This window comes from Pigmentiphaga kullae (assembly GCF_004216695.1).
GTDB lineage: Bacteria > Pseudomonadota > Gammaproteobacteria > Burkholderiales > Burkholderiaceae_B > Pigmentiphaga > Pigmentiphaga kullae.
In genome coordinates this window covers 590,214-609,877 of record NZ_SGXC01000002.1, presented here as the reverse complement: position 1 = coordinate 609,877, position 19,664 = coordinate 590,214, and the positions used below count along the sequence as shown (strand labels likewise).

The 19,664-nt window shown below is 68.9% G+C and carries 19 protein-coding genes; 7 read left to right on the top strand and 12 right to left on the bottom strand.

Features of this window, described 5'->3' with window-relative positions; translation table 11 throughout:
• Window positions 1–2 precede the first annotated feature (2 nt).
• Window positions 3–1,220: a chromate efflux transporter gene (gene chrA / locus EV675_RS17235; protein WP_130358454.1), complete on the top strand. Its 1,218-nt coding sequence runs from the start codon at window positions 3–5 to the stop codon at window positions 1,218–1,220.
• A 10-nt stretch (window positions 1,221–1,230) separates the two neighbouring features.
• On the opposite strand, the gene EV675_RS17230 is transcribed toward chrA, so the two are convergent.
• Entirely contained in the window at window positions 1,231–3,558 is a 2,328-nt protein-coding gene (locus EV675_RS17230) for a mechanosensitive ion channel domain-containing protein (RefSeq protein WP_242621474.1), read from the bottom strand.
• A 193-nt stretch (window positions 3,559–3,751) separates the two neighbouring features.
• Here EV675_RS17230 and alkB point away from each other — a divergent pair, with 193 nt between their 5' ends.
• From alkB to ada, 3 genes are all read left to right on the top strand, one after another.
• Window positions 3,752–4,402: a DNA oxidative demethylase AlkB gene (alkB, locus tag EV675_RS17225; RefSeq protein ID WP_130358453.1), complete on the top strand. Its 651-nt coding sequence runs from the start codon at window positions 3,752–3,754 to the stop codon at window positions 4,400–4,402.
• Between the two features lie 70 nt (window positions 4,403–4,472).
• Window positions 4,473–5,831: an MBL fold metallo-hydrolase RNA specificity domain-containing protein gene (locus tag EV675_RS17220; protein ID WP_130358452.1), complete on the top strand. Its 1,359-nt coding sequence runs from the start codon at window positions 4,473–4,475 to the stop codon at window positions 5,829–5,831.
• A 102-nt stretch (window positions 5,832–5,933) separates the two neighbouring features.
• Complete coding sequence (ada, locus tag EV675_RS17215; RefSeq protein WP_130358451.1) at window positions 5,934–7,052, top strand: bifunctional DNA-binding transcriptional regulator/O6-methylguanine-DNA methyltransferase Ada; 1,119 nt, start codon at window positions 5,934–5,936, stop codon at window positions 7,050–7,052.
• Here the strand turns inward: ada and EV675_RS17210 are convergent.
• From EV675_RS17210 to EV675_RS17190, 5 genes are all read right to left on the bottom strand, one after another.
• A complete protein-coding gene (locus EV675_RS17210; protein WP_130358450.1) occupies window positions 7,003–7,734 on the bottom strand; it encodes a hypothetical protein in 732 nt (243 codons plus the stop codon). The genes ada and EV675_RS17210 overlap by 50 nt on opposite strands.
• A gap of 107 nt (window positions 7,735–7,841) precedes the next feature.
• Window positions 7,842–8,702: a class I SAM-dependent methyltransferase gene (locus tag EV675_RS17205; RefSeq protein WP_130358449.1), complete on the bottom strand. Its 861-nt coding sequence runs from the start codon at window positions 8,700–8,702 to the stop codon at window positions 7,842–7,844.
• A gap of 9 nt (window positions 8,703–8,711) precedes the next feature.
• Complete coding sequence (locus tag EV675_RS17200; protein ID WP_130358448.1) at window positions 8,712–9,062, bottom strand: VOC family protein; 351 nt, start codon at window positions 9,060–9,062, stop codon at window positions 8,712–8,714.
• 1 nt (window position 9,063) lies between these two features.
• Window positions 9,064–9,240: a ribbon-helix-helix protein, CopG family gene (locus EV675_RS17195; RefSeq protein WP_130358447.1), complete on the bottom strand. Its 177-nt coding sequence runs from the start codon at window positions 9,238–9,240 to the stop codon at window positions 9,064–9,066.
• A 53-nt stretch (window positions 9,241–9,293) separates the two neighbouring features.
• Entirely contained in the window at window positions 9,294–10,475 is a 1,182-nt protein-coding gene (locus EV675_RS17190) for an arabinose transporter (protein WP_130358446.1), read from the bottom strand.
• 296 nt (window positions 10,476–10,771) lie between these two features.
• Here EV675_RS17190 and dkgB point away from each other — a divergent pair, with 296 nt between their 5' ends.
• From dkgB to EV675_RS17175, 3 genes are all read left to right on the top strand, one after another.
• The gene (gene dkgB, locus EV675_RS17185) at window positions 10,772–11,575 is read left to right on the top strand and encodes a 2,5-didehydrogluconate reductase DkgB (RefSeq protein WP_130358445.1); all 804 of its coding nucleotides are present in this window, start codon (window positions 10,772–10,774) and stop codon (window positions 11,573–11,575) included.
• Window positions 11,576–11,770: 195 nt separating this feature from the next.
• A complete protein-coding gene (locus tag EV675_RS17180) occupies window positions 11,771–12,469 on the top strand; it encodes an IclR family transcriptional regulator (protein WP_242621473.1) in 699 nt (232 codons plus the stop codon).
• A 2-nt stretch (window positions 12,470–12,471) separates the two neighbouring features.
• On the top strand, window positions 12,472–13,269 hold the full coding sequence (locus EV675_RS17175; protein WP_130358443.1) for an IclR family transcriptional regulator: 798 nt from the start codon (window positions 12,472–12,474) through the stop codon (window positions 13,267–13,269).
• Here the strand turns inward: EV675_RS17175 and EV675_RS17170 are convergent.
• From EV675_RS17170 to EV675_RS17145, 6 genes are read right to left on the bottom strand one after another with little or no spacing between them, the layout of a single operon-like run.
• The gene (locus tag EV675_RS17170; protein WP_130358442.1) at window positions 13,266–14,078 is read right to left on the bottom strand and encodes an enoyl-CoA hydratase-related protein; all 813 of its coding nucleotides are present in this window, start codon (window positions 14,076–14,078) and stop codon (window positions 13,266–13,268) included. The two genes, EV675_RS17175 and EV675_RS17170, sit on opposite strands and share 4 nt — an antisense overlap.
• Before the next feature lie 2 nt (window positions 14,079–14,080).
• Window positions 14,081–14,872 (bottom strand): enoyl-CoA hydratase/isomerase family protein, encoded by a 792-nt coding sequence (locus EV675_RS17165; RefSeq protein ID WP_130358441.1) that lies wholly within the window; start codon window positions 14,870–14,872, stop codon window positions 14,081–14,083.
• 55 nt (window positions 14,873–14,927) lie between these two features.
• On the bottom strand, window positions 14,928–15,890 hold the full coding sequence (locus EV675_RS17160) for a Bug family tripartite tricarboxylate transporter substrate binding protein (protein WP_130358440.1): 963 nt from the start codon (window positions 15,888–15,890) through the stop codon (window positions 14,928–14,930).
• Window positions 15,890–16,405 carry an FAS1-like dehydratase domain-containing protein gene (locus tag EV675_RS17155; RefSeq protein ID WP_130358439.1) on the bottom strand — a complete coding sequence of 172 codons (516 nt, stop codon included), beginning with the start codon at window positions 16,403–16,405 and terminating at the stop codon, window positions 15,890–15,892. The genes EV675_RS17160 and EV675_RS17155 overlap by 1 nt, the downstream gene beginning before the upstream one ends.
• 36 nt (window positions 16,406–16,441) lie before the next feature.
• Window positions 16,442–17,710 (bottom strand): CaiB/BaiF CoA transferase family protein, encoded by a 1,269-nt coding sequence (locus tag EV675_RS17150; RefSeq protein ID WP_242621472.1) that lies wholly within the window; start codon window positions 17,708–17,710, stop codon window positions 16,442–16,444.
• Window positions 17,707–19,662: an ATP-binding protein gene (locus tag EV675_RS17145; protein WP_130358438.1), complete on the bottom strand. Its 1,956-nt coding sequence runs from the start codon at window positions 19,660–19,662 to the stop codon at window positions 17,707–17,709. The genes EV675_RS17150 and EV675_RS17145 overlap by 4 nt, the downstream gene beginning before the upstream one ends.
• Between the last annotated feature and the right edge of the window lie 2 nt (window positions 19,663–19,664).

Here is a 19,664-nt window from a genome sequence, read left to right as displayed (position 1 = left end):
CCATGCCCACCGATACGCCCCCGGCAAGCCACGACGACTCGCGCGACGGGGCATGGCGGGTATTCCTGGTCTTCCTGCGGATGGGACTGACTTCCTTCGGCGGGCCGATCGCCCACCTGGGGTACTTCCGTGCCGAATTCGTCGAACGCCGCCGCTGGCTGGACGATCGCAGCTACTCGGACCTCGTGGCCCTGTGCCAATTCCTGCCCGGCCCCGCCAGCAGCCAGGTCGGCATGGCATTGGGGCTGCGGCGCGCGGGCTGGCCCGGCCTCGTGGCCGCGTGGCTGGGCTTCACCCTCCCCTCGGCCCTGGTCCTGATCCTGTTCGCCTACGGCATGGCCGACTACCGCGGTCTGGCCGACTCCGGCTGGGTGCATGGCCTGAAGGTCGTGGCGGTGGCGGTGGTGGCGCAGGCGGTCTGGGGCATGGCCCGGTCACTGTGCCCGGATCGGACGCGGGCCGGACTGGCCGTGCTGGCCGCGCTGGCGACACTCGCGGTGCCCTCGGCGGCGGGACAGGTCGCCGCGATCGTCGCCTGCGGGTTGCTCGGCCGATGGCTGCTGGACCTGCCCGCGCCCGTCCCGGCACATCCCCATCCCTACCCCATCTCGCGCCGCGCCGGCGTCGCCGCCCTGGTGCTGTTCGCACTGCCGCTGGCGGCACTGCCGGTCTGGGCCGCCGCCAGCGGCTCCTCGCTCGTCGCGTTCCTCGATGGCGTGTATCGCGCCGGCGCGCTGGTCTTCGGCGGCGGGCACGTGGTGCTGCCGCTCCTGCAGGCCACGGTGGTGCCCACGGGCCTCGTCGACAACGCGGATTTCCTGGCGGGCTACGGCGCGGCGCAGGCCGTGCCCGGGCCGCTGTTCACCTTCGCCGCCTACCTGGGCGCGGTGGCCCGCGGTCCGCTGCACGGCTGGGCCGGCGGTCTGGCCGCGCTGGCCGTGATCTTCCTGCCCGCGCTGCTGGTGCTGGCGGCCGCCCTGCCCTTCTGGGAACAACTGCGCCAGCGCCACGGCATCCAGACCGCGCTGGCCGGCGTCAATGCCGGCGTGGTCGGCATCCTGCTGTCGGCGCTGTACGACCCGGTATGGACCAGCGCCATCCACGGCCGCGCCGACTTCGCGCTGGCGCTGGCCGCATTCGGACTGCTGGTCGTGGGCCGCGTGCCGCCCGTCCTGGTCGTGGCGCTGGCGGCGCTGGGAGGCTGGCTGCTGGCGGGTTGAAGGCCCGGGATCAGCTTGCCGCGGCCTGCCCGCCTTCCATGGCCACGCGCACCGGCGGCGCCTCGCCCTGCTTGTCCTGCCCGAAGTAGACCACCATGTGCGGGTAGGGCAGCTCGATGCCGGCGGCGTTGAAATGCTGCTTCACCAGGCGGTTGTAGGCGCGCTGCACCGCCCACTGCATGCCGGGCCGGGTCTTGATCAGGACCCGTATGGTCGCGCCCTTCTCGTTGACGGCGGTCACGCCCGGAATGCTGATGTCCTCCAGGATCTCCGGCGCCAGCGCCTCGTCGGTCATCAGTTCGGCGAAGGCATTGCGCAGGTGCTGCATGGCGTCGTCGATGCTTTCCCGGTGGGCGATCGTGTACTCGCCCAGATGGTAGGAGAAGTCCCGCATGTGGTTGGACACCACGTCCACCGAAGAGAACGGCACCAGGTGATAGCCACCGTCCAGGGTACGTATGCCCACCGAACGGATGGTCATCTTCTCGACCGTGCCGAACACGCCGGCCACCTGCACGACGTCGTTCTCGTTCATGCCGTTCTCGAGCTGGATGAAGACGCCGGTGATGATGTCCTGCACCAGCTTCTGCGCGCCGAAGCCCACGGCCAGACCGACCACGCCGGCGCCCGCGATCAGGGGCGCCACGTCTATGCCTATCTGCGACAGCACCACCATGACCGTCATGGTCACGATCACGATCAGCGCCGCATTGCGGAACAGCGACAGCAGGGTCTTCTCGCGCGCGGTGGGCATGCGCCCGCCTTCGCGCAGGTTCAGGCGATGTTCGATGATGCTGGCCACCACCGTCCACGCCAGCGCCGCCGCCAGCAGCACGATGGCCACGTTCACCGCCACGCCTATGGCCGCCGCGCCGGCGTCCGAGGCGATCCAGCGCGACAGATTGAAGGCGCGCCACGCATCCAGCACCAGCAACACCACGACGATGCGGACCGCCCATCCCACGAAACGGATGGTCGCGGGCACATAGGAATTGAGCCGGTTCTCCAGCATGGGCAGGCGCGCGCGCAATTCGTCGGAGACGCGTATGGGCTTGGCCAGCAGCGCGTTCAGCAACACGATGGCCAGGCTGCCCACGCCGGTCGCCAGCAGGGTCTGGAGCGTGGCGCCCACCATGAAGGGCAGCGCATTGGCCGGATCGATCTGGCTGACCACCAGCAGCACGGTGAAGTACCCGATGCCCAGCCAGTGCCAGACGCGCGCCAGCAGGCGCGGCGAGGTGCCCAGGAAGGTCGTCCTGCGCGAACCGCTGTGCTCGAGCTTCTCGCGCACCCGCTGGCGGTTGCGCCAGATCACGCCCACCGCGTACACATAGACGCCCAGCATGATCACCAGCGCGGCCAGCCGGCCCAGCGCGGGCGACAGCGCCGCGGCCAGCACCGGATCGACCAGCATGGTGCCGTAGCCCGCCGCCATGACCAGCACGATCAGCCACCGGTTCCAGTACCGTGCCATCTCATTGGACATGGGCAGCAGACGCAGGTGCGGATAGCGCGTCGAGAACACCGTGCGGACCAATACCTTGGTGATCTCGACCGCCAGGAAGGCCTTCAGGAACACGGTCACCAGCGGATCGACGGCGACGCCGTCCGGCCCGCCGCGGACCCCTGCCGCGTACGCCGCCGCGGCGGCCAGCAGGACCACCAGCGCATCGATGACCACCGCGCCGATGATCGCGCCCGCTCGCCGGTACAGAACCGGCATGCCGACCGGCGCACCGGCCCGCGACGGCGCCGTGGCATCCCATCCCAAGCCCGCCACCCAATCGTCTATCCGCCGGTAGATCCACAACGCGACCAGCCTGAGCAGCACGAAAGCGACGATGGCCGTCACGACCGACATGGCCAGCGGCTGCAACGCCCGCGCTTCGGCGCTATCCATGGAGGGGCCGTCGCCCTCGGTCATGGCCCGCAGATCGGCGGCGCCCTGCCCCAGGTCGGACACCAGGCCGGACAGGAAGCGCTGCGTGCCATCCGCCAGCCGCGCGCGCAGCGTCGGGGATGCCTGGGCAGGCTGCGTATCCGCGGCAGCGGTCCCCCCTTTCTTCGTCTCGGATCCGGGTTCGTGCGCCCGCAACTGGTCGATCAGCGCCTTGCGGCTGTCCGGATTCTCGAGCAGGTCGGCCAACGCGGCCGGCGTGGGTGTCGCCGGGGCTTGCCCGGCCAGCGCGACACGGTTCGACGTCAGTGTCGCCAACGACAGCAGGATCAGGAACGCGACCTGGGCCAGCCAGGGCTTGGACAGCCTGCGGCGACTCAGCGAGACGTCGCGGTGGGATTGCAGGGGAAGTGTGCATGCTGTCGTCGCGAGTCGAACCACTAGGGGGTCTCCTGGAGGAAAAGAAAGGTGAAAGGCGGAGCCTGCGCCCGCCTATGACGCAACAGGGTAAAACACACGCGGGCCGCAGACAAATCGTCGCCCCGGCTACACCGCGCAACCTCCAGACACCAACGATCTGCTGCCGTACGATCATCCTGGCGTACGAAGCCGGCGACTACAATTGCGCGGGACCATGCAGACATTCGATCTCTTCTCCGACCCCACGTCCGGCCAGCCCGAACCCATGGGACCGCGCGCCTTCCTGTTGCGCGGCTTCGCGCTGCCCCGCGTGGACGAGTTGCTGCCCGCCATCTCCCGCGTCACGGACGCCGCGCCATTGCGCCACATGGTCACGCCCGGCGGCTTCACCATGTCGGTCGCGCTGACGAACTGCGGCACGCTGGGCTGGACCACCGACCGCCACGGCTACCGGTACTCGCGCACCGACCCCGCCACCGGCCTGCCCTGGCCCGCCATGCCGGAGGTCCTCGCCGCGCTGGCGCGGGAAGCGGCCGACGTGGCGGGCTTTCCGCGCTTCGAACCCGATGCCTGCCTGATCAACCGCTACCTGCCCGGCGCGCGGATGTCGCTGCACCAGGACAAGAACGAACGCGACCTCGACGCCCCCATCGTCTCGGTATCCCTGGGCATGCCGGCGGTCTTCCTGTTCGGCGGCCATCGGCGGTCGGACAAGGCCGCGCGGCTCGAACTCCATCATGGCGACATCGCCGTATGGGGCGGCCCGGACCGCCTGCGCTACCACGGCATATTGCCGCTGGCCGACGTCCCGCATCCGGTCCTGGGCAGCCAGCGCATCAACTTCACGTTCAGGAAGGCGGGATGACGGCCGCCGGACTTCGCGTCCGCGATTCAGGCATACTTTCCCCACCCCCTGCCCATCACAGGACCCGCCCTTGCTTATCTTCAAGTCACTCGGTGGCGCCGGTTCGGTAACCGGCTCGAAGCACCTGCTGTCGCTCCACGGCCAGCACATGCTGGTCGATGCCGGCCTGTTCCAGGGCCTGAAGAACCTGCGGGAACTGAACTGGGCGCCGTTGCCCATCGCCGCTGCCGACATCGGCCATGTGGTCCTGACGCATGCTCACCTGGATCATTGCGGCTACCTGCCCAAGCTGGTGCGCGACGGCTTCCGCGGGCGCATCCACGCCACGCCCGCCACACGCGACGTGGCCGAACTGATCCTGAAGGACAGTGCCCATCTTCAGGAAAAGGATGCCGAGTTCCTGAACCGGCACGAATTGTCCAGGCACAAGCCGGCGCTGCCCCTGTACGGCGTCAAGGACGCGGAGCGTGCCCTGGAACGCTTTTCCAAGGTCGATTTCGACCAGCCCGTCGAACTGCCCAACGGCGCCCGGCTGCGCCTGCGCCACGCCGGCCACATCCTGGGCGCGGCCCATGCGCAGATCGACTGGGGCGGCAGGCGCATCGTCTTCTCCGGCGACGTCGGCCGCTACGGCGACCCCTTGATGCCCGACCCCGCGCCGGTCGAGGAAGCCGACTATGTGGTCATCGAATCGACCTATGGCAACCGCCTCCACGAAGGCGGCGATCCGGGAGACATGCTGGGGGACGTGGTCGAGCGCACGATCCGGCGTGGCGGCACGGTCGTCATCCCCGCGTTCGCAGTCGGGCGCGCCCAGGAAATCCTGTACTGGCTGTGGAAGCTGAAGCAGGCGGGACGCCTGGCTTCCGTACCGGTCTTTCTCGACAGCCCCATGGCCGTGGGCGCGACCGGCCTGATGGCCGCCCTCCTGCGCGACCACCGCCTGGACGCGAACACCTGCCGTGAAGTCTTCGCCATCGCGCGCTACGCCGAGGACGTCGCCGCGTCCAAGATGCTGTCGGCCAGCCCCTACCCCAAGGTCATCATTTCCGCCTCGGGCATGGCCACCGGCGGCCGCGTCCTGCACCACCTGAAGGCATTCGGCCCCGATGCCCGGAACACCATCCTGCTGTCGGGCTTCCAGGCCATGGGCACCCGCGGCCGGGCTTTGCAGGACGGCGCCAGGGAAATCAAGATCCACGGCGCCTGGGTCCGGATCGACGCCGAGGTCTCCCGGCTGGACCGGCTGTCCGCCCACGCCGACGCGGGCGAGTTGATGCGCTGGCTGTCCGGCTTTCGCAAGGCGCCCCGGCGCGTGTTCATCGTCCATGGCGAGCCGGATGCATCGGATGCCCTGCGGGTCAGGATAGACCGGGAACTGGGCTGGGACGCCGTCGTCCCGCGCCAGGACCAGGAATTCGCCTTGTAGCCGGCCGGCACACGGCACGGATTCGAGCGCAAGAAACGGAGCGCTTGCGCCCGGACTATTCTCTATCCTGATGCCATGACCACGAACCCCGGGACATCCGCCATGGATACGCGCCCCTCCTCCGACTATGCCACCGACGACGCCCGCTGGCGGGCCGTCCAGGCGCGCGACGCCAATGCAGACGGCCATTTCGTCTACGCCGTGCGCACGACCGGCGTGTACTGCCGCCCCAGCTCGCCCACACGGTTGCCCCGCCGCGCCAACGTCGAGTTCTTCGATTCGCCCCGGGATGCCGAGGCCGCCGGCTACCGCGCCAGCCAGCGGCAGCACGACGGACCCGAGGCCGCCCGCGAGCGCGCGGCGCTGATCGCCCGCGCCTGCCGCCTGATCGAAAACGCCGAGACACCGCCCGGTCTTGCGGAACTGGCCTCGCAGGCGGGCATGAGCCCCTTCCACTTCCACCGGGTGTTCAAGGCCGAGACCGGCCTGACGCCCAAGGCCTATGCCTCGGCCCGGCGCGCCCGCCGGCTGCGCGAGGAATTGGGGACACCCGACGCCTCGGTCACCGATGCCATCTACGAAGCGGGGTTCAACTCCAACAGCCGGTTCTACGAAGCCTCCGACCAGTTGCTGGGCATGCGCGCGCGCGACTACCGCGCGGGGGGCGCCGGCGCGGTCATCCGCTTCGCGGTGGGCCAATGCTCGCTGGGCGCCATCCTGGTCGCGCAAAGCCAGCGCGGCATCTGCGCCATCCTGCTGGGCGACGATCCCGACGCGCTGGTGCGCGAGCTGCAGGACCAGTTCCCCAAAGCCAGGCTGATCGGCGGCGACGCCGGCTTCGAACGGCTGGTGGCCCAGGTGGTGGGCTTCATCGAGGCGCCCTCCATCGGGCTGAACCTGCCGCTGGATGTGCGCGGCACCGCCTTCCAGGAACGCGTCTGGCAGGCCCTGCGCGAGATCCCGCCGGGCCGGACCGCCAGCTATGCCGAGATCGCGCAGCGCATAGGCGCGCCTCGCGCCGTGCGCGCCGTCGCCCAGGCCTGCGGCGCCAACCACATCGCCGTGGCCATTCCCTGCCACCGGGTCATCCGGCGCGACGGCGACCTGTCGGGCTACCGCTGGGGCGTGGAGCGCAAGCGTGCGCTGCTCGGGCGCGAAGCCGGCGACGACCCTAGCGCACCGGCAGGAAGGAAAACAGCATCAGGTTCTGCGCGTAGTTGATGCCCAGCCGGCGCGAGTTCTCGCCCAGCAGGTTGGCGATCAGGTCCAGGCGCCCGATGATGGCGCCGAATTCGCGTTCGAAACTCAGGTTGACCTGCGAGTCCGTCCATTCATTGGCCAGCAGCAGCGGCTCGCCGCGCGCATCGCGCCGGCTGCCCAGCAGCCAGGCCGCCGCCTCGACGTTGCGGGCGGCGTTGTAGACCCGGCCGCCGTCCAGCAGATCGAAGGCATAAAAACGCGTCTTGCCGTCGTGCGCCGCGACGATGGTGTCGGCCATGCCGTAGATGAAGGCGGCGACCCGGTCGCCGGGGTAGGCGGGATCGAGCGCCACTGCCAGGATCTCGACGTCGCGCAGGCCCTGGAGCCCCGCCGGCGGCGTACGGGCATCGATGGACCGCCGGACCGTCTCGGCGGCGGCCTCCATCGAAGGCTTGCCGGACTTGCGCCACTCGCGCGGGTTGCGCTTGTAGAGCTTGGTCATCAGCGACATCAGGCTGGACAGGTTGTCGCGCATGGCGATGGTCAGGGTCCGATTGAAATCGGTCTGCATCATCTGGTCCGAGGACATGTCCTCGGTCCCCCGCGACTCGTAGCCGGGGCGAGGCAGCGCGGTGTACTGGGCACAGCCGGCCAGCAGGGATAGAGCCACCGCCGCCGCGCCCACCGTCCTGAAGCTGGTCATGCGGGATCCATTCTTCGCGTTGCCGCGAGGATAACCCAATGCGCGGCGATTTCCGCGCCGTTGTGAAACAGGTTTTCACAACAATGGTGAACGGATCTTGCAGCCGGCTAAGTGGTGGCCACCAGGAGCTCCTCGGTATTGGACGGCGGACGCAAGCCGTCCGCGCGGCCGGAGAAGTATCGCCGGGCCAACTCGTCCGCCGAGACGTGCCGCGCCTCTTTGAATCCCTGCTCGCGGGCCAGTTGCAGGATCTGCGCCGGCAGGAAGAAACTCACGAACGGCGTCCCGCTCGCGCGCGCGCCCTTCTCCGCCATCTGCATGCCCGGCCGAACATCCGGATCCGCCATGTCCAGCGGCAACAGGAAGGACATCGCGAACGTGGACCCCGGCGCCAGCCTCGCCATCTGGTGCAGCGTGGCGGCGTTCGCCTCTTTGGTCAGGTACATGCTGACCCCGGTGGACACCACGACCGCCGGCTTGCCGCCATCGAATCCGGCCGCCAGCAGGCGATCCCACCAGGATTCGCCGGCCTCGAAGTCGACCGGCACGAAGCGCAGCCAGTCCGGCACGCCCCAGCCCAGTTCGACCAGGCGCCGCCGCTTCCACGCCTGCGGGCCGGGCCGGTCGATCTCGAACACACGCAGCCGCGACGCCAGCCCGGGCCGGCGCTGCGCGAAGCTGTCCAGCCCGGCGCCCAGGATGACGTATTGCTCCAGGCCACCGCCGGCCTGCTCCAGGACCAGGTCTTCGATGAACCGGGCCCGCCCCACGATGGACGCACGAAACGGCCGGGTGAAGCCCTGGTCCATGTCTCCACGATGTTGCCAGCCCGGTTCCGGGTCCAGCAGGCGCAGGCCGACCTCGTCCTCGAGCACGTGCGGCGGCGCATCGACCTCGACATGCAGGGCCCGCCACAAGGCTACCCGCGCCGCGGTGCTGTCGGGCGCCACGTCCTGTTCGTCATGCATGATCGTCGCTCACTTTCCGGCCCGGGCCGGGGCCTGCAAGCGCCAGACGCGACCATCGGGATCGCGCACGGTCATGTCCCGCGTACCCCAGTGCGTATCCTCGAACGGCGTGACCACCTCGACGATAGGCTCGGGTTGGAACGCATCCGCATCGGGCAGCTTCAGCACGATCTGCGACTCGGGCTTCTCGCCTTCCGGCACCTCGGCAATGAACAGATAAGGGCCGTCGCCATTGCGCAACTGGCCCGAATTGTGATCGGTCTCGAACTCCAGCCTGAACCCCAGGGCCTGGAAGAACTTGGCCGCCTTGCCCCAATTGTGGGTGGTCAGGAACACCGCTTCGATCCGTTCGGACTTCATGTCACTTCTCCTTTCTGGTTGTTCGGCGCCTGGGCTGGCGCGCGTCGAGATAGGCGCGCAGCGCCTCGGCCACCAGGGCCGAGAGCGAGGACTCCGATTCGATGGCGTGATGCTTGACCTGCCGGATCAGGCTGACCGGCAGATAGACGTTGAACTGCTTGACCTCTTCGTCGGCCATGGCGACCCTGATTGCTAGATTGCTAGCATTCTAGGAATTCCGGGTTGTCTCCGTCAAGTCTGCCCTCCACCGTCGCGCAGCCGGAGGGTGATCGCCGCGCCCAGCGCCGCCGCCAGCCCTCCCACCAGGAAGACCTGGGCGTGGCCGAAGTGGTCGGCGATCCACCCGGCCAGCGGCCCGGTCACGCCGTAGGCCAGATCCTGGAACGCCGCGAAGCCTCCTATCGCGGTGCCGCGCAAATGCGCCGGCACGCGCCGGACCGCCTCCAGCCCCATCGCCGGAAACACCATCGAGCATCCCATGCCCGTCAGCAGCGCACCCGCCATGGCCACCTCCGGTCCGGGAGCCAGCCAGAGCAGCGCCTGCCCCGCGGCCTCGACCAGCAGCGACGCCAGCGCCACCGGCACGCCGCCGATGCGATCGGGCAAGTAACCGAACAACACCCGCACCGCGACGAAGCCCAGGCCAAAGCACGTCAACCCATAACCGGCGCCTTCCCACCCCTGGGCCAGGAAATACAGCGGGAAGAACGCGCCCAGCGCGGCGAAGCCTATGCCTTGCAGGCCGACCACGACACCGGGCCGCCAGATGCGCCCGAGCACCTGCGCGAACGGCGGACGCCGGCCCGCCTGCGCCGGCACGGCGGACTCGAGCGGCCACAGCATCAGCGCGCCCAGCAGCGGCAGCGCGACGCAGATCGCCATCAGGCCGGCGAACCCCACGTCCTGCAACAGCCACAGGCCCAGCGGGCCGCCCGCCGCGAACGCGCCATACATGCCCATGCCGAACACGGCCATCACCAGGCCGGAACGCGCCGGTCCCATCATCGCCATGCTCCACGCCAGCATGCCGACCAGGGCCAGGCTCTCGCCCAGGCCCAGCAGCAGCCGGCCCGCCAGCAGGACCGCATAGGACACCATGCCGTGCCCCAGCATCGGCAGCGACGACGCCAGACACAGCAGCGAGGCCAGCGCATACAAGGCCAGGCCCCGGAACATGCCCGACTTGCCACCCCGCTCGTCGGCCAGCCGGCCGGCCCAGCCGCGGCTCAGGATGGTGGAAAGAAACGCGATGCCCACGGCCAGGCCGGAGGCGACATTGCCCATGCCCAGCGTGTGCGAGACGTGCACCGCCACGGCGGGCATCGCCATGGCCACCGCGAGATAGCTCAGGAACAGCGCCACGGTCATCCAGACCAGGCGGCGCAAGGGGGAATACTGCAGGACGTTCGACATCGACCGCCGCTCCTTGGGAGTCAGGGCGGCACGGCGCGGGAGGATGGAGGGGAACGATGGACCACGCGGCGCCAACGCACACCGCCAGCCGGCCACGGGTGCCGCTGGTGATGCGTTGGTTGACGTAAACGCTTACGGCCGCGTCCGAAGGAACACTGCGAAGAAATTCTAGCACCCGACGAAACGCACGCGTTTTATTGACTTCAATTCAAATGTATTTGGCTTATACCGCGCTTCATCCGCAAAGGTAAAGGCGGCAAAATGCCATCCATACCCCGCTATCCAGGAGACCTTCCATGAGCATTCCTTCCTTCGGCGTCGGCACCTTCCGCCTGACCGGCCAGACCGTCATCGACTCGGTGCGCAACGCCCTGGACGTGGGCTATCGCGCCGTCGACACCGCGCAGATCTACGGCAACGAGGCCGAGGTCGGCCAGGCCATCGCCCAGAGCGGCGTCCAGCGCGCCGACCTGTTCCTGACCACCAAGATCTGGACCGACAACTATGCCGGAAACAAGCTCGCACCCAGCCTGCGCGCCAGCCTGGAGAAGCTGCGCACCGACTACGTCGACCTGACTCTGATCCACTGGCCGGCGCCGGGCAACGGCGTCGAACTGGGCGAAACCATGGCGGCGCTGGCCGAGGCCAAGGCGCTGGGGCTGACCCGGCAGATCGGCATCTCCAACTTCAACATCGCGCTGACGAAAGAAGCCATCGCGATGGTCGGCAAGGGCGAGATCGCCACCAACCAGATCGAACTCAGCCCCTACCTGCAGAACCGCAAGCTGACCGCGTTCCTGAAGGAACAAGGCATTACCGTGACGTCTTACATGACGCTGGCCTACGGCAAGGTGCTGAAGGATCCGGTACTGGCCGCGATCGCCGCCAAGCACGATGCCACCGTCGCGCAAGTCGCGCTGGCCTGGGCGCTGCAGCTCGGCTATGCGGTGATTCCCTCTTCCACCAGGCGCGAGAACCTGGCCAGCAATCTTCTCGCCCGCGACCTCGCGCTCGATGCCGACGACATGGCGCGGATCGCCGCGCTGGAACGCAATGGCCGCGAAGTCGATCCCCAGGGGCTCGCGCCCGAATGGGACTGAGGAGAACGCCGCCTGTCCGGGCCGCCCGCTTGCACGATATGACGAAGGTTCACATATACAATTGAGGCCATTTTCTTTCCCAGCCTCATGCAGAACGTCGCCATCCCGTCATCTCGGCAACCGGGCACCCGGGACGTCCGCGTCCTGGCCCGCGGGCTCACGATACTCTCCGCTTTCGAGCCGGAGAACGGCTGGTTGACCAACTCCGAACTGGCCGCGCTCACCGACCTGCCCAAGCCCACCGTCTCGCGGCTGACCTCCAATCTGCTCGAGGCGGGCTATCTGGAGTATTCGGCCCAACGGGCCGCCTACCGCCTGGGCATGCCGGTGCTCGCGCTGGGTTTCGCCGCGGCCTCCCACAGCGATTTCGTCGTGCTGGCCCGGCCGCTCATGCAGCAGTTCGCCGACGAGCACCGTGTCTCGGTGGTCCTGGCCTCCCCCGACGCCAGCAGCATGGTGTGCAACGAGGTCGCCCATAGCCGCGAGATGCTGTTCACGCTGCGCGTGCGCGCGGGCTCGCGCCTGCGCATCGACCGCTCGGCATTGGGCAGGGCGCTGGTCGGCGCCATGGGCGATGCCGAGCGGCTGGCCTATCTCGAGAAGCTCAGCGTGGCCGATCCGTCCGCCTGGAAGGCCCTGAGCCAGGAAGTGCCCCATGCCGTGTCCCAGATGGCCGGCCAGGGCTATTGCGTGGCGGCGGGCACGCTGGAGGAAGGAACCAACGGCGTGGCGCTCGTGATCGACACCCCCGAGGGGCCGCACACCTATGCGCTGGGCTGCGCCGCGCCCTCGAACGCGCTGGCCATGGCGCGGCTGAAGCGGGAAGTCGCTCCCGGGCTGCTGGCGCTCAAGGCCAGGCTGGAGGCCGAGCTCAGCGCCGGCCAGGCGGAGTAGTCATGGTCAGGACCCGCCAACCGGCCCCCGACTCGTCACAGGCCGCCGACATCCAGGTCGATTCGCTGCGCCGGGGCCTGGAGATCCTCCGGCTGTTCGACGTGCGCCACCGCCGCCTGTCGCTGGACGACATCTCGAACAAGCTAGGCCTGACGCGAGCGACCACCGACAAGCTCGTCCGGACCCTGCTGAATCACCATTTCCTGCAATCGCTGGGCAACGACGTCTACCAGCCGCATGTCGCCTGCCTGGCGCTGGGACGCGCGGTCAAGCGCCGCCTGCCCACCGCCCAGGCGGCACGGCCGCTGATGCTCGAATTGTCCCAGCGCTATGGCGTCCACGTGACGCTGACCACGCGCGACCGGCTGCACATGCTGGTGGTCGAGCACTGCGTTCCCTCCGGCAAGGTCCGCCTGGGGCTAACCACCGGCTCGCGCTTCTCCATGGTCGCGTCCGCGTCCGGGCGCGCCTACCTGTGGGGGCAGCCCGAGGAACAGCGCCGCGTCCTGCTGGCCCAGCTCGAGGACGAGGCCGGCGCGGGCATGCAGCGACAGATCGCCGACACCCATGCGGCCTTCCTGGAACTGGACAGGCACGGCTGGTGCTATCTGGCCTCTCCGGTCGCCAACCAGACCGCCTCCATCGCCACGCCGGTGCACGCCGGAGCCGGCGTGGAGTTCGCCCTGGCGGCCATGGCCGTGGGCGCCAGCCTGACGGAAAAGAACCTGCGCCAGCAGGTGGCGCCCGAACTCTTCGCCGTGGCCCAGCGCATCGCCCTCGAGAAGGACGCCGGCCGCTAGGGCCCCGCCTGGCGCCCCTCGTCCAGCGAACCCAGCGCGTCGCGCACCGCCTGGAGGTGTTCCTCCGAGACATGGGCGATGGCCTGGAACGCCGCCACGACATCCAGGTGGGTCGCCAGGGTATGTTGCTCCGCATCGCGCAACAGGCGCTTGTGCATGCGCATGGCCTGCGCGGGATGCCGGGCGATGCGGCGGGCCAGGCCGTCGGCCCGCGCGCGCAATTCGTCGTCGGGCACGACATCCGACACCAGGCCGATGCGCAGGGCCTCGCCGGCATCGATGGGATCGGCCGTGAATGCCAGTTCCATGGCCTTGGACCGGCCGACCAGACGGGGAAGCATCCACGCACCGCCGTCTCCCGCGACGATGCCCAGCCGCGCGAAGCTGACCGAGAAACGCGCGCTGCGCGCCGCGATGCGTATGTCGCAGAAGCAGGCAAGATCGCATCCCGCGCCATAGGCCGGCCCGTTGATCGCGGCGATGACGGGGATCTCGGTCTCGCTCAGGGCCAGCGGCAACTGATGCACTGTGTCACGATAGCGCCCCTGCACCTGGGCCACGGAGCCGGCCGAGAACATTTCGCGCCGCGCCATCTGCCGCAGGTCGCCGCCCGCGCAGAACGCCCTGCCCTGGCCGGTGATGACGAGCACGCGCGCGTTGGGATCGGCATTGGCGCGGCGGATCTGGCCGGCCAGTTCCAGGAATTGCTCCGTGCTGGAAAAACGGTTCAGCGTGTCGGGATGGCAGAGCGTCAGAGTGACGATGCCGTCCCGGTCCTCGCGTTGGACGAACCCCTGGTCCGCGGCCATGGCTAGGCTCCGATCCAGCGCGGCGGGCGCTTTTCGGCGAAGGCACGCGGCCCCTCGATGGCATCCGCGCTGGCGTAGACGCGTTCGTGGAACTTGCAGGCCGCCTCGAAGCCGCGATCGCACCCCAGGTCCATCGCCGCGCCCACGCTCTTCTTGGCCGCCCATACGGTCAACGGCGCATTGTCCGCAATGGTCCGGGCGACCGCCTGTGCCCGCTCGCGCACGGCCGCGGGCGTCGCCTCCACGTAGTTGACGAACCCCAGTTGATGGAAACGCTCGATGGGATGCATGTCTCCCGTCATCATCATCTCCAGCAGGAAGGGCTGCGGCAGCATCCACAGCATGGGCACGCCCCACGGCGAACCCCTCCCCACCTTGGCCTCGGAGATGCCCCCGCGCGTTCCCTGCAGGCCGACCCGGATGTCGCTGTTGGCCGCCAGGACCATGCCGCCCGCGGTGAAGTGGCCGGTCATCGCGGCGATGATGGGCTTGGACACCCGCCGCATCCGCTGGTGGAACGGATCGCGCAGCAGCTCCAGCATGTCCTTGCCCGACTCCGCGCGCACCCTTGCCGCCTCTTTCAGGTCCATGCCGGCCGAGAACGTCCCGCAATCGGCCGAGGTCAGCACGACCGCGCGCACGGCCTCGTCGCGGTCGACCTCGTCCCAGAGATCGAGCAGCCGTTCGCAGACCGCGATCGACAGCGCATTGCGCTGGTCCGGCCGGTTGATCCGGATCGTGGCGATGCCGGATGCCAGCGCGTATTCCACGGGGGCTTCGGTGGGTGTCGTCATGTCAGGCCTCCAGGACACGGAAAATCAGCTCGAAATATTGCGCCACGCTTGCCGCTCACTCGGGCTTGATGTCGGCGGCGTTGGTAAGCCTGGCGTAGTGCCGGCTTTCCTCGGCGATGTACTTGCCGAATTCGGCCGGCGCCATCGGGGGCAGCAATTCGTAGCCCACGCCGTCCACCTGCTTGCGCAGCTCGGGTTGTTCGAGCACGGCGCGGACCTCGCGGTTCAGCCGGTCGATGATCTCGGGCGAGGTTCCCGTGGGCGCGAACAGGCCGTTCCAGTTGCCGATCTCGAAACCCTGCAGCACCTCCTTCATCGCGGGCACGCCGGGCAGCTTGGCCGAGCGGTCCGGCGTGATGGCCAGCGCCTTGAGCTTGCCCGTGGTCATGTAGGCAAGACCGGTCGAGAAATCGATGAACATCATCTGCGTCTGGCCGCCCAGCAGTTCGGCGATGGCCTGGCCGTAGGCCTTGTACGGAATGGCATTGATCTCGGTCTTCGTCATCACGCGGAAGGTACTGCCGGTGATCCGCGTGGTGCTGTTGGCGTAGGGAAAGGACAGCTTGCCGGGATTCGCCTTGGCATATGCGATCAGTTCGGCCACCGAATTGACCGGCACCGAGGGGTTGACCACCAGCGCATGCGGCACGCCGCCCACGATGGCCACCGGCGCGAAGTCCTTCAGGCCGTCGTAGGACACCTTCTTGAAGAAATATTGGTTCGCCACCTGGGTCGTGTTGGTGCCGAACAGCAGGGTGTAGCCGTCCGGTTGCGCGCGCGCGACGTACTCGCTGCCTATCATGCCCGTGGCGCCCGGCCGGTTCTGGACCACCATGGACTGGCCCAGGCGCTTGCCCAGCGCTTCCGCCACGACGCGCGCCACGGCATCGGTCGGGCTGCCCGCGGCGAACGGCACGACGATGGTGACCGGCTTGTCGGGATAGGCGGCGCGGGCCGCCGGCAGCCCCTGTGCGGCAAGCGCCAGGATGCACAGGCTCATCGATAGCAAGGGTTTCATTATTTGTCTCCTGCGGGGGTGGAATCGTTCGGACGGGTCTTGACCATGCGCAGCGGCGAGTAGGTCAGCACGGTCTCGCCGCGCTGGTTGACCACGCGGTTGGCGGTGCGCACCAGGCCCCGGTCGACCTTGCTCGTCGCCCTGGCCTCGACCACCTCGCATTCGACGTGGATGGTGTCGCCGGCATTGGTGGGCCTGTGCACCTTGATGTCCGCTTCCATGAACGCCATGCCCGTGCGCTGCATGGTGCTCTGCATCAGCAGGCCCTCGGCCATGCAGAAGACCAGCGAACCGGGCGCCGGGCGCGAACCGATGATGGACTGCGAGGCGATGTAGTCCAGGTTGGTGAACATTTCCTCCACCATGCCCACCGTCCCGATGAACAGGGTGATGTCCGCCTCGGTGATGGTCCGCCCCAGGGTGCGGAAGCGATAGCCGATCTCGACATCGTCCCAATAGAACCCCATTCCCAGGACCTCCAGCCCGTTGGCGTCGGTCGTGATTGCTCTGCGCATGCCCTTCTCCTCCTGGTTCTCTGACTGTTTTCCTGTTCAAAGCACGCCGGCTTCGCGCAGCGCCGCCAATTGTTCGGGCGTCACGCCCACCGACCGCAGGACCTCGTCGGTGTGCTCGCCCAGCAGCGGCGGCGCGCTTCCCGGCTCCAGCGGCGTGGCCGAAAAACGCATGGGATTGCGCACCGTCGGCACCCGACCGTAGCGCGGATGCCGCAACTCGGCGCGCATGCCTCGCGCGACGACGTGTTCGTCGGCGAAGACCTGATCCATGCGGTTGATGGGGCCGCCCGGCACCTGGGCGCGTTCGAGCAGCGAAGTCCAATCGGCCAGGCTGCGCGAACGCGTAACGGGTACCAGCCAGGCGTCCATCTCGGCCCGATTGCGCACCCGGGCGGCGATGGTCGCGAAACGCGGATCGGTGCCGACCTCGGCCTGGCCCACCGCCTCGCACAGGCGGCGGAACTGGGTGTCGTTTCCGACGGCAAGGACCAGATGGCCGTCCGCCGCCGGATAGACGGCGTACGGCGCGATGTTGGGATGGCCGCTGCCCATGCGCTGCGGCACCTGGCCGCTGACCAGGTAGTTCATCGATTGGTTCACCAGCGAGCCGACCATGCAGTCCAGCAGGCTGATGTCGATGTGCTGGCCGCCGTGGCCCCGGTCCCGATGCCGCAAAGCGGCCAGGATGGCGGTGGTGGCGTACATGCCGGCCAGCAGATCGGCCACCGCCACCCCCGCCCGCTGCGGTCCGCCGCCGGGCAGGTCGTCGCGCTCGCCCGTCACGCTCATCAGGCCGCCCATGCCCTGGATCAGATAGTCGTAGCCCGCGCGATCCTTGTAGGGGCCGGTCTGGCCGAAGCCGGTCACCGAGCAATAGACCAGTTGCGGATTGATCTCGCGCAGCGAGTCGTAATCGAGTCCGTATTTCCTCAGCGCCCCGACCTTGTAGTTCTCCACGAACACATCGGCGCCCCGCGCCAGGTCCCGGACGATGCGCTGACCTCGCGCATCGGAGAAATCGACGGCCACCGATTTCTTGCCGCGGTTGCAACTCATGAAATAAGCGGCATCGCCGTCTTCGCCCGTGCGCTCGTCGGCCAGGAACGGCGGCCCCATCTGCCGGGTGTCGTCGCCGACGCCGGGTTTTTCTATCTTGATGACCTCCGCCCCCAGATCGGCCAGGTTCTGCGTGGCCCAGGGGCCGGCCAGGATGCGGGAAAGGTCCACGACGCGAAGGTGGCTCAGCGGCTTGTTCATGGTGGTCTCGGTGCTGCCGGCGCGCGCCGGCTCGGAATGGAAGGTCATGGCGCGGCGTCGTAGTCGACCTCGACGATGAGATCGCCCTCGCGAACGCTCTCTCCGCGCGCATGGCGCAAGGCCCGCACGGTGCCGGCCTGGTGGGCGGTAATGGCATGCTCCATCTTCATCGCTTCGATGATGGCCAGCGTGTCGCCCGGCTGGATCCGGTCGCCCGGCCGCACCGGCACGGCAGCGACCACGCCCGACATCGGCGCCGTGGCCAGTCGGTCCGTGCTGCCGCCATCCGCCTCGCGGGTCCTGCGCGGACGCACGGCATGGTGATCGCCGTCCACCTGGACATGCCACCCGGACTCGGCGGGGCATGCTTCCCAGTTGCGGCCTTCGATCCGGCCCCGCAGCCCCGATGCGTCGCGCTCGACGCGCAGGGTATTGCCCACCGCCACGTCCACGCCGGGGCCGTCGGCCGCCGCGTAGCCCGCCGCGACCGGCTCCTGGTCCAGCTCGAAATGCACGCGCCCCAGCGGTGCGCCGGCATCCAGGCAATGCCTGTCCATTACGCCCAGCCCGGCCTCCCGCGTCCATGGCGAGCCCTGCTCCGCGATAGCTGGAAAATGCAGTGCGGCGCCCACCGCCACGGCGGCCTCGCGGCTGCGTGGCGCCTGCAGGTCTTTGCGCTCGTCCAGGTAGCGCGTATGGACATGCCCGGACCTGACCGCCGGATCGTCCAGCACGCGCGACAGGTAACCCACGTTGGCGGCCACGCCCAGCAACACGGTGTCGTCCAGCCCCGCCCTGAGCGCATCCAGCGCGGCCTGGCGGTCGCCGGCATGGGCGATGATCTTGGCCACCATGGGGTCGTAGAAAGGCGGCACCTCGCCCGAGGTGTCCAGCGCCGTGTCCACCCGCAGGCCAACGGGCCAATGCGCGCGGGCCACCGTGCCCGGCGACGGCCGGAAGTCCTGCGCCGGATCCTCGGCATAGACCCGCGCCTCGATGGCATGGCCAAGGCATGCGATGGCGGACTGCGCCAGCGGCAAGGGCTCGCCCGCCGCCACCCGCAATTGCCACTCCACCAGGTCCAGGCCCGTGACGGCCTCGGTCACCGGATGTTCGACCTGCAGGCGCGTGTTCACCTCCAGGAAGTAGCACTGGAGATCGGGGCCGACGATGAACTCGAAGGTTCCGGCGTTGCGATAGTTCAGGCTGCGCGCGCCTTGCAGCGCCGCCTCCAGCAGGCGCTGGCGGGCCTGGGCGGGCAGGTCCGGCGCGGGCGCCTCTTCCACCACTTTCTGATGGCGGCGCTGGAGCGAGCATTCGCGCTCGAATAGGTGTACCGCCCCGCCCCGGCCGTCGCCGAATATCTGCACCTCGATGTGGCGCGGCTGGTCGATGTAGCGCTCGACGATCATGCGGCCGTCGCCGAAGCTGCTGCGCGCCACCCGGATCGCGGACTCGATCGCCCCCGCCAGTCCTTCATGGCGGGTGATGACCTGCATGCCCTTGCCGCCGCCACCGGCCGACGGCTTGAGCAAGACCGGCAGGTCGATGGCGCGCACCTGCGCCTCGATCTGCCCGGGGTCGTCGCTGGCCTCGTCGGTGCCCGGCACCACGGGAACGCCCGCGGCGCGCATCAACGCCTTGGCCCGCGCCTTGTCTCCCAGCATGGCGATGGTCTCGGGCGCGGGCCCGATGAACACCAGCCCCGCGCGCTCGACGGCGGCGGCGAATTCGCCGTTCTCGGACAGGAAGCCGTAGCCGGGATGCACCGCTTCACAGTTCGTGCGCAGCGCCGCCTCGACCAGCCGGTCGCCGCGCAGATAGCTGTCGCCGGCCGGCCCCGGTCCCAGGCATACCGTTTCCACCGCGCCGCCCAGATGGGCCGCGGCGGAGTCGGCTTCGGAGTGGACCGCCACATACTCGATGCCCAGGCGTCTGCACGTGCGCGCGATGCGCCGGGCAATCTCGCCCCGGTTCGCGATCAGGATTCTCTTCCACATGT